General features: G+C 37.8%; 13 protein-coding genes and 1 tRNA gene. 4 read left to right on the top strand and 10 right to left on the bottom strand.

Features of this window, described 5'->3' with window-relative positions; all coding sequences use genetic code 11:
* Positions 1–7: 7 nt before the first annotated feature.
* The 10 genes from BW942_RS03380 to rpsT all read right to left on the bottom strand — a co-directional run bounded on the left by BW942_RS03380 (position 8) and on the right by rpsT (position 12,607).
* Positions 8–202: a hypothetical protein gene (locus BW942_RS03380; RefSeq protein WP_001055027.1), complete on the bottom strand. Its 195-nt coding sequence runs from the start codon at positions 200–202 to the stop codon at positions 8–10.
* 556 nt (positions 203–758) lie between these two features.
* The gene (locus BW942_RS03370) at positions 759–2,792 is read right to left on the bottom strand and encodes a DUF4178 domain-containing protein (RefSeq protein WP_000891790.1); all 2,034 of its coding nucleotides are present in this window, start codon (positions 2,790–2,792) and stop codon (positions 759–761) included.
* A 532-nt stretch (positions 2,793–3,324) separates the two neighbouring features.
* On the bottom strand, positions 3,325–3,669 hold the full coding sequence (locus BW942_RS03365; protein ID WP_000767694.1) for a P-II family nitrogen regulator: 345 nt from the start codon (positions 3,667–3,669) through the stop codon (positions 3,325–3,327).
* Between the two features lie 38 nt (positions 3,670–3,707).
* Positions 3,708–4,982 carry an ammonium transporter gene (locus tag BW942_RS03360; RefSeq protein ID WP_000872256.1) on the bottom strand — a complete coding sequence of 425 codons (1,275 nt, stop codon included), beginning with the start codon at positions 4,980–4,982 and terminating at the stop codon, positions 3,708–3,710.
* A gap of 1,342 nt (positions 4,983–6,324) precedes the next feature.
* Positions 6,325–7,935 (bottom strand): carboxyl transferase domain-containing protein, encoded by a 1,611-nt coding sequence (locus BW942_RS03355; protein WP_000402517.1) that lies wholly within the window; start codon positions 7,933–7,935, stop codon positions 6,325–6,327.
* Positions 7,936–7,951: 16 nt separating this feature from the next.
* Complete coding sequence (locus BW942_RS03350; protein ID WP_001127234.1) at positions 7,952–8,998, bottom strand: GlmU family protein; 1,047 nt, start codon at positions 8,996–8,998, stop codon at positions 7,952–7,954.
* Positions 8,999–9,003: 5 nt separating this feature from the next.
* Entirely contained in the window at positions 9,004–10,836 is a 1,833-nt protein-coding gene (glmS, locus tag BW942_RS03345) for a glutamine--fructose-6-phosphate transaminase (isomerizing) (RefSeq protein WP_000334327.1), read from the bottom strand.
* A 2-nt stretch (positions 10,837–10,838) separates the two neighbouring features.
* Positions 10,839–12,221 (bottom strand): phosphoglucosamine mutase, encoded by a 1,383-nt coding sequence (glmM, locus tag BW942_RS03340; RefSeq protein ID WP_017861773.1) that lies wholly within the window; start codon positions 12,219–12,221, stop codon positions 10,839–10,841.
* Between the two features lie 30 nt (positions 12,222–12,251).
* A tRNA-Val gene (locus BW942_RS03335) sits at positions 12,252–12,324 on the bottom strand.
* A 16-nt stretch (positions 12,325–12,340) separates the two neighbouring features.
* The gene (gene rpsT / locus BW942_RS03330; RefSeq protein WP_001274025.1) at positions 12,341–12,607 is read right to left on the bottom strand and encodes a 30S ribosomal protein S20; all 267 of its coding nucleotides are present in this window, start codon (positions 12,605–12,607) and stop codon (positions 12,341–12,343) included.
* A gap of 750 nt (positions 12,608–13,357) precedes the next feature.
* On the opposite strand from rpsT, the gene BW942_RS03325 reads away from it, so the two are divergent.
* From BW942_RS03325 to BW942_RS03310, 4 genes are read left to right on the top strand one after another with little or no spacing between them, the layout of a single operon-like run.
* Positions 13,358–13,768 carry a hypothetical protein gene (locus BW942_RS03325; protein ID WP_002076170.1) on the top strand — a complete coding sequence of 137 codons (411 nt, stop codon included), beginning with the start codon at positions 13,358–13,360 and terminating at the stop codon, positions 13,766–13,768.
* Complete coding sequence (locus tag BW942_RS03320) at positions 13,768–14,838, top strand: LIC_10450 family protein (RefSeq protein ID WP_000932425.1); 1,071 nt, start codon at positions 13,768–13,770, stop codon at positions 14,836–14,838. Before BW942_RS03325 ends, BW942_RS03320 begins: the two co-directional genes overlap by 1 nt.
* A gap of 12 nt (positions 14,839–14,850) precedes the next feature.
* On the top strand, positions 14,851–15,642 hold the full coding sequence (locus BW942_RS03315; protein ID WP_000433586.1) for a hypothetical protein: 792 nt from the start codon (positions 14,851–14,853) through the stop codon (positions 15,640–15,642).
* A gap of 2 nt (positions 15,643–15,644) precedes the next feature.
* Complete coding sequence (locus BW942_RS03310; protein ID WP_000868621.1) at positions 15,645–16,340, top strand: glycosyltransferase family 2 protein; 696 nt, start codon at positions 15,645–15,647, stop codon at positions 16,338–16,340.
* Positions 16,341–16,622 lie beyond the last annotated feature (282 nt).

Below are 16,622 nucleotides of genomic sequence, written 5' to 3'. Positions count from 1 at the left end.
ATTGTTTCTATTTGCCTCCAGAATATCTCATGAAATTTGTATAATGAGAGCGGTAGACACCAGGGTTTTCCCGTACAGTTTTGGGTACATTCTCTATCTCGTCTACTTCATTGGAACCTCCACCGTAAAAGTTATTATACGTTAGATAACCGGAGATCCAAAGCACGTAGGCGGGATATAAAAGCCGTTTTACTAAATTCATAAATTGTTCCTTTTGGTTTTATCGTAATATTGGGTTAAAGTTCATTTTGGTATATTCAAAATATTGTAATAAGATAGAGTAATTTATTATAATTGTATTATATTCTGTAAAAATTATGTTTTTGTTAATTTTAATAAAGTGTAGTAGTTTCCGAAAATTATATCTTTTTATGAATTGAGCTTTGAATAATAAAGTGTAATAGTTTCTACAAATTGTGTTTTTTAAGGCAGGTCCTGCACCTATCATCTCGAAAATAACGATAAAAATCCAAGTCTTAACGAAATATATTAATTTCAATACGTCGGGTTTCCTTATTAAATTATAAAAACCTATCCTAAAAAAATTCAATGCTACAACTCCTCTTTAAGGGACCGCGTCAAAGATATAGTTTCTCGAGCGCTCATACAAAGCGAAACGCCGAATGATCCAGCTTGGTTTTTCTGATAAAATACAATTAGGTTCTGGGATACGTTGTAAATTTTGGGGTAAAATCTTTTATTACTGAATTTCCACATCTTAAAATTTTAGAACAGGTTTCTTTTAGCTGTATATTTTTTTAATCGTCATTATAATTAGAATCATCGTCTTCGAAGTTACTGGGTGCAAAGTCGCTGTTTTCATTTCGCGAAGCTTCGAAAGAAAAACTTCTGAATAAAGAATAAGGCACAGGTAACCAGAGAGCGAGTAAAAATAAAAAGTAATATACCGACCGATCCACGTCTCTTTTGATACTAAGGGAAACATTTGCTCTACTTCCTTGCGGATAATCGGATTCGGATTCCAATCTGAGATAATATTCCCCTGCGGGAACTTCTCCGATGATGACGTCTGCCGACTTACTTCCTTCTGACCAACTTTCACCATCTTCGTATCCTTCGTAATAACTCATTTCGAGACCGGTATCGTATGCTATGTCGGTCTGCGTGTTGATTAACGCTAATGAATAGTAAATGTAATGATTAGAAAGATCCGGAGAAGTCATTTGAATTTGAACGTTCTTGCGGTCATTGCCTTCTAATCGAAAGTTTTCTGTTACGAATGAAACGTCTGTTGTTCCACCCGGAGCTGGATTACGAACGTATACCAGATCTTTTTTGAAAACTTCCTTGTCTTGAGAGTTCCAACAAAAACCAATTTGAATGATCAGCATGATTGTAGAAAGCCAAGCTGCGATTTTTACGTTTCGTTTTCGGATAAGTGTAAATGGATTTGGTTGCGCAGTTCCGATTCCTTCTGGAACTGGAAGTTCCACATCTACTGGGATCGATTTTTTGAGTTCTTCTGCAGAAATGTATTCTCCGATTGACCAGAAGAGTTCGTTTTGAGTTCTTTCTGAAGAAAGCATTTTAGGTGGTGCGATAAAATCTGCAAGTTCTGCCTTGTCTCCAGCATGGATTTTATAATAGAATTCACCAAAAGCGAAATCAATTCCTGCAGTAGAAGAGTTGAATAATTTATATTCTTCTTTTTGAAACTTCTTTTTAGGTGGGTAAGATCCCTCTACGGTTTTTGGAATCGATGATACGGGTTCAAAGGCTGTCCAGTGTCCGTTGGTTTCGTTCAACCAATAATAACCGCCTGTGAAATGTAATAAATATTCTGTCCAAGGAAAAATCTGTCCATCTACGTGAACGGACTTTTTAACAACTCCAAGTACTTCACATTCTTTTCCTTTGAGTTGTAGTTTGGTTCCAGGTGGAAGAAAAACTCGGTCCTTAATCACTTCTTGAAATTTAGAAAGAACTTTTAACTCTTCTCGACTTGTGTCCATTACAGTTCCACAATATTCGCATGCGATGGATTTAGAAAAATCTGGATTTCTTTGATTTAAAGAAGCGCCGCACCCCATACACTGAATTGCCTTGGCTTCTTGTAGTTTTTGAAATCCTGTAAAAGTTTTTGGATCTCTAAGATTTGTAAATTGAATCTGATCGAAGCTGTAAAGCATTCCTTTAAAATACAAGGGAGGAGCATGAGAATAATCTAATGTAGCAAACCACCCTTCGTCTGTGGCAAGGTCTATAAGAACGGAAGTGGAACCGGTTTCAAAACCGATGGGTAGTTCTCCTTCTCCAGAGATACAAGTCGCTAATCCGATTTCTTTTACCATCCAAGGTTCGTCTTCAATTCGGAGGGTATCTCCTGCTGTTACAAGTTGTTTTGCCGTTTTCGAAGAAATAAAATAAACGTCCGGAGGAGAATCTAAATTTTGAATCGGATCATGTTCTGGAAATGATTCCTTCTGAGAAGTAGGACGAAGTTGTGTGATCATATATTGGCCCTGTGCTTCCGCAAGCCAGATAGAATTTCCTTCAGAAGTAAGTGCGTGCCATTCGTTCCAAATACCTAAATTGTACTTCTGTTGAATTCTACCTACAACTCTAAAAGAGATTCCATCTTTGGTTTTGCCGGAAGTTCCAATCTGAATCGGAGAAAGATCGGGTACCAGTTCTCCCGCTTTTCCAAGGTTTTCGAGAGATTGATTTTTTTGAAGGGTTAAGGTTTTACAACTCGGACAAACTCCGTAAATGGAAACCTTACTTTGAAACGGAACGGGCGCTCCACAATTCGGACAACTCAGTTCTAACACAAGGATAGGTTGTATGGAAAGGAGAAATCTTTGTCATCTGAATTTCTAAAAAATGTGTCGGAAAAATTTCGGAAAAGCCGTTTTAAATTTTCTAAGAACTTTTATTTTAAGGATCTCTGAACTTGTTTGTCTGAGATGAAAATCTGTATAATTCCAGAATCAAATGTTACTTCAAAAATTACCAGAGACGTTCACAGAAAACTTCTTCAGACTTCTAAATAACATGCGTTTGGTGTAAGAAATTTGGGCGAATCCGGCCACTTGTGGCCGGACCGCGCTTTCAGCTCCAGTCAATAAATTGCATAAAAGAAACGTTATACGATATATCGTATTGAGTTACAATTTATTAACTACGCCTCAATCGCTTTCGCGAAAGCGACACTGCTTAAGTCCAACATTGAATTGTTTACGTCAGTTAGATCGAACTCAAGTTAAAAGTAAGAGTTCTCACATTTTAGAAATAAGTCTGTAAAATTCAGATTTATAATCCAACTTTTTACGAAACAATCTTAAATCTCTTACACCATCTACTTCAGATCGCGGAACTTCCTCTTTCTCCGGTTCTAATTCGTATTACATCTTCCAGAGGAGTAATAAAAATTTTACCATCTCCGATTTTACCATCTCCTGTTTTTGCTGCTTTTAGAATAGCGTCTACCGTAGGTTTTACGAATTCGTCGTTTACTGCGATTTCGAGACGAACCTTTCTCAAAAGGTTTACTTGGTATTCGTGACCTCTGAAAACTTCCGTTTTTCCCTTTTGCTGACCGTAACCTTGAACGTCGCTTACGGTAAGTCTGTAAATTTCGTTTTTAGTAAGTTCCGATTTTACTTCTTCCAATTTATGAGGTTGAATGATGGCAACAATTAATTTCATAGAATCTCCTTATTCAAAATTCTTTAATAGATATTTAATTAAAGGATATAACCTTTTTCTCCGTGAATTTCCGAATCCAGTCCAGTAATTTCTTTTTCTTCGGAAATACGAAAGCCGATTGTTTTATCGATCAAAAATACTAGAATCATAGAAACGATAAAAGAATAAGCTCCGGTTGCAGCGACGCTAATGAGTTGAACCAAAATTTGATCTCCTTTACTCGCAACACCTGCGCCGAGTGTAAGAGTGAAAACTCCTGTAAGAACCGCGCCTAACGCACCACCTACGCCGTGAATTCCAAATGCGTCCAAACTATCATCGTATCCTAGTTTTCCTTTTAAAAGAATCGCTGCGTAGCATACCGGACTTACAAGAAGTCCCATGATGATTGCTCCTTGAACTCCTACAAAACCAGAAGCGGGAGTAATTACAACCAAACCGGCCACAATACCCGAAGCGGCTCCGAGGGCGGTTGCTTTTTTAGTATGGAAATATTCGATTACAAGCCAAGCAACTCCTGCGGCTGCAGGTGCGATTAAAGTAACTAAAAATGCTCTGGCGGTAATTCCGTTTACCGCAAGTCCGGACCCAGCGTTAAAACCGAACCAACCGAACCAAAGTAAACCGGCTCCGATTAAAGTATAAGTAAGATTGTTGGGAGCGATCAGAGCGGGTCCTTCTCCTTTTCTTTTACCCAGAACGATTGCGGCTGCAAGACCTGCAATTCCTGAGATAAGATGAACTACGGTTCCACCAGCAAAATCTAAAGCGCTCATTTTAAAAAGCCAACCGTCTGCCGCCCAAACCCAATGTGCAACTGGATCATAAACAAGAGTGGACCAAAGAAGAATAAAAATTATATAACCGCCGAATTTTACTCTTTCTGCAATTGCTCCAGAAATTAAGGCGGGTGTGATTAATGCGAACATACCTTGAAAAAGAAAGTGAATATATTTAGGAATTGTTAATTCTAAAGTGTTTTCATCGATTCCATTTAGAAAGGCAAGATCAAAGTTTCCGAAATAAGGATTGGTTCCGGAAAAAGCGAAACTATATCCAAAGATGGTCCACTGCAGGGTCAAAACTAAGATTGCTACAAAACTATGCATCATAGTCGAAAGAACGTTTTTAGATCTTACAAGACCTCCATAAAACAATGCAAGCCCAGGTATCATAAAAAATACGAGGGCGGATGCTACAATCATCCAGACCGTATCTCCTTTGTCCGCTACGGGAGTGCTAGCTTCTTGCCCAAATAAAACAAATGGAAGAAGTAGGGTGAGCAATAAGAGCAGTCTCTTGGTCCATTTCATAATCATTCCTATCCCCAAATCAATTTTTATTCTTTGTTTGCAAGATTAGTACCAATTGAAGAATAATTTAAAAATTTTCAGAAAACCAAAAGTAATCTTTAAAATGGTGGGCTCCCACATCATTTAACGCAAACCCAAAGAAAGAATTTTCTAAAATAGTAGTTCCTATATTTTCAGAACCTATCTGTAAAATTCTAATTTGAGGTAGTTCCCACATTTCAATTTTTACGGAAAAATAAACCGGTTCAAAAAACGGATTTTTTATATGGAGCATTCAATTTTTTAAAGAATCAAAGTGAAATTTAAATGAATTGGAAGCAAAGCTAGGAATTTTAAGTTGATCCAAAAAATACACTTTGCTGAATTAATGGACCAGTATTTTTCATTTTGTATATTTTATATAAAGTATGCTTATAAAATATAAAAATTGCCGTCATTCTGACTAAAGCGAAATCAAATTAAAGGCCTCCCAAAATTTCAAAGGATTTTATGCGATGATTCTTTAGAAATTTTTAATCAAATACAGTAGTTCCTAGAAATTTAGGCACATTGGCAATTTGCGAACTTTCAAGTAGTTCTAATATCGTGGTAGTTCCCACACTTTTGTGAAACTCAATTTCAGGGTTGTTCGAAAAACTCAGAGTCTCGCTTTCTATCATAACCAACCCACAAGTTTTGAATCTCAAAATCTGGCGGAATTACGACAAATTAAAACTTACACTCCACAACGCGATCTATAGAGAGCGTTGCATGAGTTTTTCTAATTTTGGGTGGGTGATGAGGATCTCTAGAAGGCGAGTCGCTGAGTTCAGGAAGTAGAAAGGGTTGGGAGATTTTTCTCTATCAGAAAAACATACTTTTTGCAAGTAAAAAGTCTCATTCTTGTCGGAACACTTGAAAGATGTGCGTTTATTGATCCTTCTGATTCTAAAATCCTCTTTAACTTGTGGGGTTAGTTATGATTCTTTATAGAAGTGATCTCGAATTTCCGTTGTCTCTCAACCCATAATACAACTGAAAAATTTGGTGTGGGAACTATTACTTTTTTAACTACCTAATGTAACTTAATTTGTGGGAATTACCACGAATCAAGATTTTACGAATAAATTCTAAAATTGTAGGAACTACTACCTTAGAAAATTCTTTCTTAGCCGAATTCACGTAAATTCAATCTAGCTTTTTATAGAAAGGAAACCGAGGAAAAATAAAAATAGGATACATTTGTTGGTTTGAAGTATTAGAAATTTTTAAATTTGTAAATCGGGATAAAAAAATAAACACCTAAAAGATTGGTTGATAAATTAAAATTACAAATCAAGAGAAGGTGGGTTCTTACAATTTTTTACATTCTAAAAATTCCGTACCGAGGATATTCTAACTTTTGAGAATGATTTGCGTAGACAGTAATTCCTAAAATATCCCTTGTTCTGGCTGGATCGATCACTCCATCATCCCAAAGTCTTGCAGATGAATAAATACAAGAAGATTTACTTTCATAATCATCCAAGATCGGTTTACGAAATGCAAACTGTTCTGCCTCAGATAATTTTTTTCCTTCTTTTTCTAATTGTTCCATCTTTACCGTCAAAAGAACGTTAGCCGCTTGTTCACCACCCATTACGGAGATTCTGGAATTAGGCCACATCCATAAGAATCTAGGATTAAAAGCTCTTCCACACATTCCGTAGTTTCCAGCGCCGTAAGAACCTCCGATCACTACAGAATACTTAGGCACAATGGAAGTAGAAACCGCATTCACCATCTTTGCCCCATCTTTTGCGATTCCAGAATTTTCATATTTTTTACCTACCATAAAACCGGTAATGTTTTGAAGGAACAAAAGAGGAATCTCTCTCTGATTACAAAGTTCAATAAAATGAGAAGCCTTAAGCGCACTTTCCGAAAACAAAACTCCGTTGTTTGCTATGATCCCCACCATCTTTCCATAAATTTTTGCAAAACCTGTTACGAGAGTGGTTCCATAATACTTTTTGAATTCTTGAAACCTGGAACCGTCTACGATTCTTGCAATGATTTCTCGTACGTCATAAGACTTACGAATGTCTTTTTGTATGATTCCGTAAATTTCTTCCGCAGGATATAAAGGTTCTTCCCAATTGATCGATCCCCGTTGTGTTACGTTCCCCGCGTGATGGAATGTAGATACTATGTTTCTTGTGATTTCAAGAGCGTGTGAGTCGTCTTCCGCGTAATGATCAGTTACACCTGAAATCGTGCTGTGAACTAAGGCTCCACCCAATTCTTCCGGAGTTACAATTTCTCCCGTTGCCGCTTTTACAAGAGGAGGACCGCCTAAAAAAATCGTACCGTTTCCTTTGACAATTACGGATTCGTCTGACATTGCAGGAATATAAGCTCCGCCCGCAGTGCAGCTTCCCATAACTACTGAGATCTGAGGGATCTTTAACGCGGAAAGATTGGCTTGGTTATAAAAGATTTTTCCGAAATGATCTTTATCTGGAAACACTTCGTCTTGCATCGGAAGAAAGGCTCCTCCTGAATCCACAAGATAAATACAAGGAAGGAAATTTTGAAGAGCGATCTCTTGTGCGCGGATATGTTTTTTTACCGTAAGAGGATAATACGTTCCTCCTTTAACAGTAGCGTCGTTTGCAACGATCACACAATCAACTCCGCAGATTCTTCCAATTCCTGTTAGAATTCCGGCGGAAGGAACTGAGTCTGAATAAACTCCTTCCGCAGCCAGAGGTGAGAATTCTAGAAAAGAAGTCCCAGGATCGATGAGAGAGGAAACTCTTTCTCTTGCTGTGAGTTTACCTCTTCCTTTGTGACGCTCGATCGCTTTTTCACCGCCACCTAATTCAATTTTACGAATCAGATTTCGTAAGGATTCCACCTTTTGTTTGAGATCTTCGAAATTTTCTTTATACTCTGATGAAGACGTACGTATTTTGGATTCTATGATTTCCACAAAACCCTCCGGATTTTTATTTTTTTACTTTAGATTCGTATAATATACGGATCAATTCAGTTTCGGATAACGTTAACTCTCGGTTCCTTCTCGCCATGATCTTACGTGCGTCCCTTAAAAATAGATCGAGAATATAAGGTTGTCCTGATTCAGCCCAGGTGAAAGGTGAAATGTAGCCTCCGATTCTGGACGATACTACATTGGATCCAAAGTCTATCACGGTTCCGGTATTTAACATTACTCCGATTGCGATCTTACAATAATCTCCGATGACTGAACCGAACTTAATAGAACCTGTAATACATTCGTCTTGTTCTTCTCTAATTTTTACGACACCGTAATTGTTCTTTAAATCGGATGTGGTTGCAAGCGCTCCTATATTTACCCAGTTTCCTAAAACGGAATGCCCTAAAAATCCTTCGTGATGTTTGTTCGTAAAATCTCCGATCAAACAGGTTCCGACTTCTCCTCCGATTCTACAAGTTGTTCCGATACTTGTGGCTCCTGTAATTCTTGCATTGTCTATGTGGGAATTTGGTCCTATATAAACCGGACCTTCGATGAACGAGAATGAAGTGATTTTTACGTCCTTGTCAACAATCACCGGTCCAGACGTTGTATCGAACACAACTCCTGGATAAACGGTTGCGGACGGATGAACATGCAAATGTTTTGATTTTCCGACTACGTGGAAATGATTCGATTTTACTTTGAGTTTTCGAATCCATTTTCGAACGTCTTTACTGAGTTCTAGATCAACTTCTATATTTTTTGCAATTCCATCGATTGAGTTCCAAGGAAGACAAGACTCGGAAGATAATATCAAGTCTACGTCTTTTTCATCGTAAGGAAGAAGTTTTGGATTTCTTTCTAAGAAGGCTTGTTGAAAGGCTGAGTTAGAGTGAGCATAAAAAATTTTCGCGTCTTGATAAATTTCTTTCGTTCTTTGGATCGTATTCAGAATTCCGTTTCGAATTTCGGAAAAAGATCGAATGCGAGTTAAGGATCGTAAACCAGCCGGAACCTCTCTTTCATCGATGAGAATTCTCTGAACCTTGGGCATGGTAGTTACTCTACGGTTACGGACTTAGCAAGGTTTCTAGGTTGATCCGGAGGACAACCTCTAGCGATCGCTGAGTAATAAGCGAGTAATTGAAGAGGAATTACGTTTAAGATCGGACTTAGAATTTCGGAACATTCCGGGATTTCAAAACAATAATCCGAAAGAGATTTTGCTTCTTGATCCCCTTCCGTCACGATCGAAATGATGATCCCTTTTCTAGCTTTGATTTCTTGAATGTTGGAAACCATCTTGGTATAAATTTCGGATTTGGGTGCGATACAAACTACGGGAACTTCGTTCGTGATTAATGCGATTGGTCCGTGTTTAAATTCTCCGCCAGCATAACCGGATGCGTGTATGTAAGAAATTTCTTTCAGTTTTAACGCGCCTTCCATTGCAACCGGATGGTTGTAGGTTCTTCCTAAAAATATAAAATCTTTTGCCGTGGTAAAGTGAGAAGACATCTCTTCTATCTTACTTGCTTGTGCGAGTATCCGATCGATTTTTGCAGGAAGTAATTTGATTTCTTCGATAAGTATTTTTTGCTCTTCGTCACTGATCAACCATTTGAGGTTAGCCATATAAATGGAAAATAAAAGTAGATTTAAAACCTGAGCGGTAAACGCCTTGGTGCTGGCAACTCCTATCTCTGGGCCGGCGTCGGTTCGAATATAAGAATCTGATTCTCTTGCGATCGTAGAGTTAACGTTGTTAACAAGAGAAACAACTTTGATAAATTTTGCTTTTGCTTCGTGAATGGAAGCTAACGTGTCTGCGGTTTCTCCGGATTGGGAAATACCCATAATCAGAGTGTCACCTTCTACGACAGGGTTTCTATAACGAAATTCAGAAGAAGCTTCTGTATCTGTTTGGATTTTTGCGAAATTTTCGAGATAGTGTTTGCCGATCATTCCGGCGTAATAACTAGTTCCGGCGGCTTGGATGATGATTCGATTGACTCTGGAAAGTACGTCTTTGCTCAGTTTGATTTCTGGAAAAACAATTTCACTATTTTCTAATATTCTTTCCTGAATGATTTTACGAAAGATCCCCGCTTGTTCGTGAATCTCCTTAATCATGTAGTGAGGATAACCACCTTTATCCAGGTCTTCCCAACGAAGTTCTTGTTTTTTGAAAGTAGGATTGAGTTCTTTTCCTGAAAAATCAAACAATTTGAATTCGTTTTGAGAAAAATAGCCCCATTCTCCAGAGTTTACATAATATACTTCTTCGCAGTTTCTGGTTAGAGGAGAAATATCGGAGGCTAAAAAATATTCTCCTTTTCCTTTTCCGATCAATAAAGGAGCACCATCTTGAGCGAAGTAAACTCGATCCGGTTCGGTTTCGAATACGGATGAAATAGCCCATTTACCGTGGATTTTTCCAAACAGTTCTAAAAATGAATCTTTATTAGACTTTCCGTTTTTTTTACTTTCTTCTAAAAGATGAGGAAGTACTTCCGTGTCGGTTAGGCTTTGGAATACGTGACCTTTTTTCTTTAATTGGCTTTTGAGTTCTAAATAGTTTTCGATGATTCCGTTATGCACTACTGCGACGGTGGAATTTGTATCTGTATGTGGGTGAGCGTTGATTTGATTGGGTTCTCCGTGAGTCGCCCAACGAGTATGACCGATTCCTACGTTTCCAGGCGCTGGGAATTCACGCAAATAAGCTTCTAGATCTTTTATTTTTCCTTTCGATTTTCGAACTAAAATATCACCTTGATCTAAAACTGCAATTCCTGCAGAATCATAACCTCTGTATTCGAGACAGATTAATCCTACGACTAGTACCGATTCCGCGTTTTTTTTACCTGCATAACCGACGATTCCACACATATTCAGGCATTCTCCATGAGTCTTCCTGCGCGGTCCAGCAGAGAATTGAGGTCTTTTTTAGTCCTCGCTTCGCCTATAATTCGAATGATTGGTTCTGTATTAGAAGGACGAATATGAATCCAAGAATCTTCGGAAGTTAAACGAAGTCCGTCTATTGTTTCTTCGGAGAAGGTAGAAAATTCTCCACGGAATTTAGAATAGATGTCTTGAAGATTTTTACCTGCGATTTTAAAACTCGTTTTTTGCATATAAATTGCAGGAAGTTCTTCTACGATAGAATCGATCTTTTTTCCGGTCGCAGCCATAACGTTTAAGATATGTGCAATTCCGGAAAGAGAATCTCTTCCAAAGGATGCAATTGTTGGGTCGATGACTCCACCGTTTCCTTCTCCTCCGAAAATCGATTTTTGGCGGAGCATTTCGGAAACTACATTTGCTTCTCCTACTTTAGAACGAAATACAGGAACTCCGTTTTGTCTGGCTACAAATTCGTTGATAAAACTTGTAGAAAGATTTACGACTATGTTTGCCTTTTTAGGAATTTTTTCCAAAGTTAGAGAAAGAAAACTCAGTGGAAGAGTATATTCTTCGGAGATTGCACCTTTTTTAGGAGTGAGAACTACGAGACGATCTGCGTCGGGGTCCAGAGCAAATCCTATATCTGCTCCTGAAGATTTCATTTTACGAGAAGTTTGTTTGAGTGCTTCCGGAGTTGGTTCTGGAGGTCTGGGGAAGGTTCCGTCCGGAACGCAGTGTAAAAGAATTGGTTTACATCCTAGTTTTTCCAGAAGTTCAGGAACTAAATAACTTCCAGCTCCGTTTACTGAGTCTATAAGAACCTTATATTTTTTCTTTCGAATTGAGTTTACGTCGACTCGTTTGAGGACTGACTCGATGTGTTTTTCGGACCATTCTGTTCCGAAAACGATTTTAGAAGAAGGTTTGTATTGTATTGGTTTATAGGATTGATTTTGAACCGTTTCTAGTATTTGTTCTAGGTCGGATGCATTTGTAAAAAAACCGCCTGGTCCTATAAATTTAAACGCATTCCAGATAATTGGATTGTGAGAGGCGCTGATCATAATTCCACCTCCCGCTTTAGATAGATTGACCACCGCTTTTACTGTGGGAGTTGGAACAATTCCAAGTTGTAATACTTCTTTTCCCATTGCTTGCATTAGACCCAGAGCGATGTTTTCGAGGTAAGATCCGGAAGGTCTAGAGTCCCGGCCAATTACGATTTTGGAACCTTCGATCCAAGTTCCGAAGGCGCGTAGTGAATTAAAGATTACCTCGGGAGAAAGTCCAGTGGGAATGATTCCTCGGATTCCGGAAACAGAGGCCATTAAATCCGGATGATTGAATACGGGAATTTTTGTATTCATAGAGGTTTGAGTTGCTCCGGAAAAGGATTATGGGCGATGACAGGATCGAACTGCCGACATCCTGCTTGTAAGGCAGGCGCTCTACCAGCTGAGCTAATCGCCCTTTATATTCCGTTGTTTTAAGCTGCTGAAGAGTTGAGTCTTTTTGCCATTCTACTTTTTTTTCTATCTGCGTTTTTAGAATGGATTAAGTTTGTTTTTGCAGCTTTGTCCAAAAGAGAGGTATACTCTATAAAAAGAGTCATTGCCGCTTTTTGGTCTTTCTCTTTGATGGCTTTTAGAACTTTTTTAGCCTGAGTTCTGAGCCTGGACCGGTTCTGGGAATTAGCCGCATTTCTACGCTTTGTTCTTCGAATGTCCTTTTCTGAAGACTTGATATTAGCCAAGGCTTACACTTCCTAATTGAATGAGTTTTTACAGGTTTTCTGTACCTTAGCCTCTGTCAAATGAATTCTTCTTAGACTCTTTCTTAAAACCTTAAAAACGTGGTAGTTCCCACCGATTACGTCTCTTTAAGCGGTTATGTTGTGAACCTTTCTTTTTCAATGTGAGTTCCCACATTTACCACGAAGGCTTTTGAAAGTGAGTGTTGGATCTTGCAAAAATGTAAAAGTTCTTACAGATCGTTATCTTATATCTTTTTTTGAAGTAGATCCTATTTCTAACTTTTGAAAACTCATAGTATCATTTTCATACTTCTTTGTACTAAAGTTTGTCCCAAATCCTAAACACAGATCCATAGAGGTGAGTTACTTCGAGCGCTTATAGAAGCGAGACGCTGAGTTTTTCAAACGACTGTGAAATTGAGTTTTACAAAAATGTGGGAGCTACTACGAAAATTTAACGACATTAGAACTGCTTGAAAGTTCCCAAATTGCCAAATGTGACCTAATTTGTAGGAACTACTGCATTCTATTAAAAATTTCTAAAGAAATTATCGTGTAAAATTCTTTGAGGTTTTGGGGGCAAGCTCTTAGTTCCGATTTATAATATCTAGAACGCATCATGGCCATCTTGAATTTATTTGTGCTAAGATCGCCGCTTAGAAGCGGAAATCCTTACAACTTTATTCTGTAGTGCTCAGAAATAAATCCTTTCGAACGGTTTTCGGAACCGTTTTGGTAAGGAGGATCGATATGATGCAAGATTACTCTAGAAATATTTTTTTGACTGTTTCATTGGATCGAAACTTTTTTTCCCGTCTTCAAGAAGAGGAAGTAAATCTTTCCGAACTTGCTGAATTGGGAATTTTACTTCTTCATGACTTTGAAAAGTCGGGGAGGTGTTTTTTGTCGATCGAAAGAGAAAAAGTTTCTACCTCGTTCGTCATTCAAAAAAGTTCTTATTTACAAATTTTTAATTATTGTTTCCATAGTTTCCGTTCATTTGATTTGTTAATGGAAGATATTTTGCATAACGTGTATTTGGATTTTTACTTAGGTATTGGATTAAAGTCATTTCCCATTTTGTTCGACAAACACGACGTATTCGGTTCTGAAAATTTTTTTCAACTTAATAATGGAACCGTCTTTGAGGAAGATTGTTAATGTTAAACAAATTTGAATATATCGTCGTAGATTCTATCTCTTCTGTAGATCCTAACACACTTTCTTTGGGTCAACTCAATCAGAAATTTATAGACAAACAAGGAAATCGTTTTGCCCTTCGTTTCAATCGAGACACTAGAAGATTGGAATTCGTGAGGATTGCTTTAGAATCTCCTAATGAAGCACAAAAACACAAACAAGTTTCGCGTGCTCCCGTTAGACAAGTTTTACCTTCACTGGATCCTTCTACGGCGAAAAAAATTTCTTCTCTGCAAGAAATCATGTCTAAAACCCAAGAGCAGTCTTCTGCAAAAATTCCAAAACCGAGTTCTTTTCAAACTACTAACGAAGGAGCGATTCCAAAACCGATTTTTCAAAGGGATCATCGTAAAGCCAGAGACGTTTCTAATGCTGATTTGGATTTGAGTCAAATGGATCTCAATATTATGGATGGCCCCGCTCTTTCCACCAAACACGACTCAGGTGATTCTTTGTTAAAAATGGAATACGGTTCTTCTACTTCTCTAGGAGACGGAAACGTTATCGAGAAAAAAATCTCTGAACTTACTAAACTTAAAGAAAGAATTCATTCTGTTTTGAATAATCTTCAAAATTCAAAAATTTTCGAAATCACTGGCGATCCTTCCGAAAATAAAAACATCATAGGAAACTTAAATCGGGAGTTTGACATCGAATTTTTTCAAAAGCTGGATCGGTTAGTAAATTACCATAAAGAACTGACCACTTATCCTAGATCAGTCAACTACTACACGGCTAAATTTGAGTCTTCCAAAAAGCAGATTCTTCAATCTAAAAATACGGATGCTGAAAAACTCAAACTAGTGACTCTTTGGGAGATGCAGGAGCTGATGCTCGGGTTGGTTCAAAAACTTAAAAAGATGGTTTTAAGCGCTTTGAACGTTTTAAACACCAAAAATGATAATCACATCAAACAACTTCCATACAATCAGCAACAAATGTTTCGAGATTCTAGAACAGCGCTTCTTTATTGTTCGGAAGATATTTCTTCTTTACTTATCTCTTTGGAAAGTTGGGTCGATACTGAATAGGAGATAACTCCTATGGAACCCTTACAAAGCTCCGAAATTAAAGCCGTTCTTGATAAACTGAGGACGGAATATTCTGAAAATTCAAAAAAGAATCCAAAAGCTTTCGATCTGAAAGCATTTGAATCTAGACTTACTATGATTCTTCAACAAAAAGGAAATCTTTCTCTATTCCTTAAGGATGAGATTCAATTTTTAGAAACCTTAAAAGCCAAACAGAAAGAAATAGAAGATAAGAAACAAGCCGCTAAAGGAGATACGATCAATAAGATCTTGGAAGAGCAGGAAGCAAAACTCAAAAAATACCAAAGAATTGATTTTCATCCTTTGGCTAAACCTGAGATCCGTTATTTTTACGGAGCTATTCTTTCCTTTACCGAAACCGAACTACCTGCTTTGACTTATATCTTTAAAGGGACGCCTGAGTTTTCTATCTTCAAAGATATGATTGCAATCGTTGAAAGAATGGGAATCAGTAGAAGGGGTTTGCCCTCGATTCGAATTGGTGAGCACGTTAAAGCTTTGTTGGACGCTAATGGAAATCAAAGTGCGATGGAAAAAGACGGCCAAAATCTTTTGAAAGAAGTTTGTATTGCTCTGAAAGGAATTATAACTTCTGCTCGTGAATGTATTGATAAAAAGAGAATCTCCCAAACTCTTTCGGTCAAAATAGATGAGAAAGAATTCCCGAAAGCCGCTGAATCCTATCAGAATTTGGTTTTCGGAATCGCTTTAGAAAAAATAATAGCACGAGCCGACGCGATCATTCGAGATTTTCGAATGGCTGAAATTACTGGTTTGGGGTAAGTATGAAAGTTTCCATCGTCATTCCTTGTTATAATGAAAAAAATACGATTCGTAATATTCTGGAAACTGTGAAAAAAGTTCCGATCAAAAATAAGGAAATCATTCTTGTAGACGATTGTTCCAAAGATGGAACGAGGGATTTACTTCAAACTCCCGCTTTTAAAAAGCTGGCCAATCAGATTATCTTTCACGAAATCAATCAGGGAAAAGGGGCTGCATTAAGAACTGGATTTAAAGCGGCAACGGGGGACATTGTTATCGTTCAAGACGCTGATTTAGAATACGATCCGTTTGAAATTCCAGAAGTGATCGATCCGATTTACAAAGGTAAGGCGGATGTTGTTTTTGGAAGCAGGTTTTTGGGAGGTCGTCCACATAGAGTTGTCTATTACTGGCATCGTCTAGGAAACATGGTGTTAACTACTCTTTCCAACATGTTTACGAATATCAACTTAACGGATATGGAAACTTGTTATAAGGCGTTTCGTCGAGAAATCATTCAGTCCATTGATATTAAGGAAAATCGTTTTGGGTTTGAACCGGAAATCACGGCGAAGGTTGCAAAAATTCCGGACGTTCGGATTTTTGAAGTAGGTATTTCTTATTACGGTAGAACTTACGCAGAAGGAAAAAAGATCGGATGGAAAGACGGCTTTCGTGCGATTTACTGTATTCTGCGTTATAATCTTTTGGATTGAAACCGTAGTGTTTTTCTTAAGATCCTAAAAACATTCGATTTGAGTTAAGTAAATTATAATATTTTGATTCTTTAAATGTCTAATTTCAAGATGTGAAATTATAAAGCGTTTGTAGATCAAGAGGGCAGAACAGTTTTTGCTCGGGTTTTAATTTCATTTAAAATAAAAAAAGATAAGACCGGGCTTGTTACGCGAAAAAGACCTAACTTTTTTTACGGAAAAAGTTATATGGCGGCTGCTTGCTTGCCGCTTCGCATCCTTATCGCAAAGTTTTTAGTAAAA

It is taken from the genome of Leptospira interrogans (genome assembly GCF_900156205.1).
Taxonomy (GTDB): domain Bacteria; phylum Spirochaetota; class Leptospiria; order Leptospirales; family Leptospiraceae; genus Leptospira; species Leptospira interrogans.
The sequence above is the reverse complement of the archived record's forward strand: the minus strand, read 5'-3'. Positions and strand labels throughout refer to the sequence as shown.

Bases quoted from the DNA above. Each gene is read 5' to 3' on its own strand.
- BW942_RS03320 (WP_000932425.1), top strand. From the start codon at position 13,768: ATGTTAAACAAATTTGAATATATCGTCGTAGATTCTATCTCTTCTGTA.
- BW942_RS03325 (WP_002076170.1), top strand. From the start codon at position 13,358: ATGATGCAAGATTACTCTAGAAATATTTTTTTGACTGTTTCATTGGAT.
- BW942_RS03350 (WP_001127234.1), bottom strand. From the start codon at position 8,998: ATGCCCAAGGTTCAGAGAATTCTCATCGATGAAAGAGAGGTTCCGGCT.
- glmS (WP_000334327.1), bottom strand. From the start codon at position 10,836: ATGTGTGGAATCGTCGGTTATGCAGGTAAAAAAAACGCGGAATCGGTA.
- BW942_RS03365 (WP_000767694.1), bottom strand. From the start codon at position 3,669: ATGAAATTAATTGTTGCCATCATTCAACCTCATAAATTGGAAGAAGTA.
- BW942_RS03380 (WP_001055027.1), bottom strand. From the start codon at position 202: ATGAATTTAGTAAAACGGCTTTTATATCCCGCCTACGTGCTTTGGATC.
- BW942_RS03360 (WP_000872256.1), bottom strand. From the start codon at position 4,982: ATGAAATGGACCAAGAGACTGCTCTTATTGCTCACCCTACTTCTTCCA.
- glmM (WP_017861773.1), bottom strand. From the start codon at position 12,221: ATGAATACAAAAATTCCCGTATTCAATCATCCGGATTTAATGGCCTCT.
- BW942_RS03310 (WP_000868621.1), top strand. From the start codon at position 15,645: ATGAAAGTTTCCATCGTCATTCCTTGTTATAATGAAAAAAATACGATT.
- BW942_RS03315 (WP_000433586.1), top strand. From the start codon at position 14,851: ATGGAACCCTTACAAAGCTCCGAAATTAAAGCCGTTCTTGATAAACTG.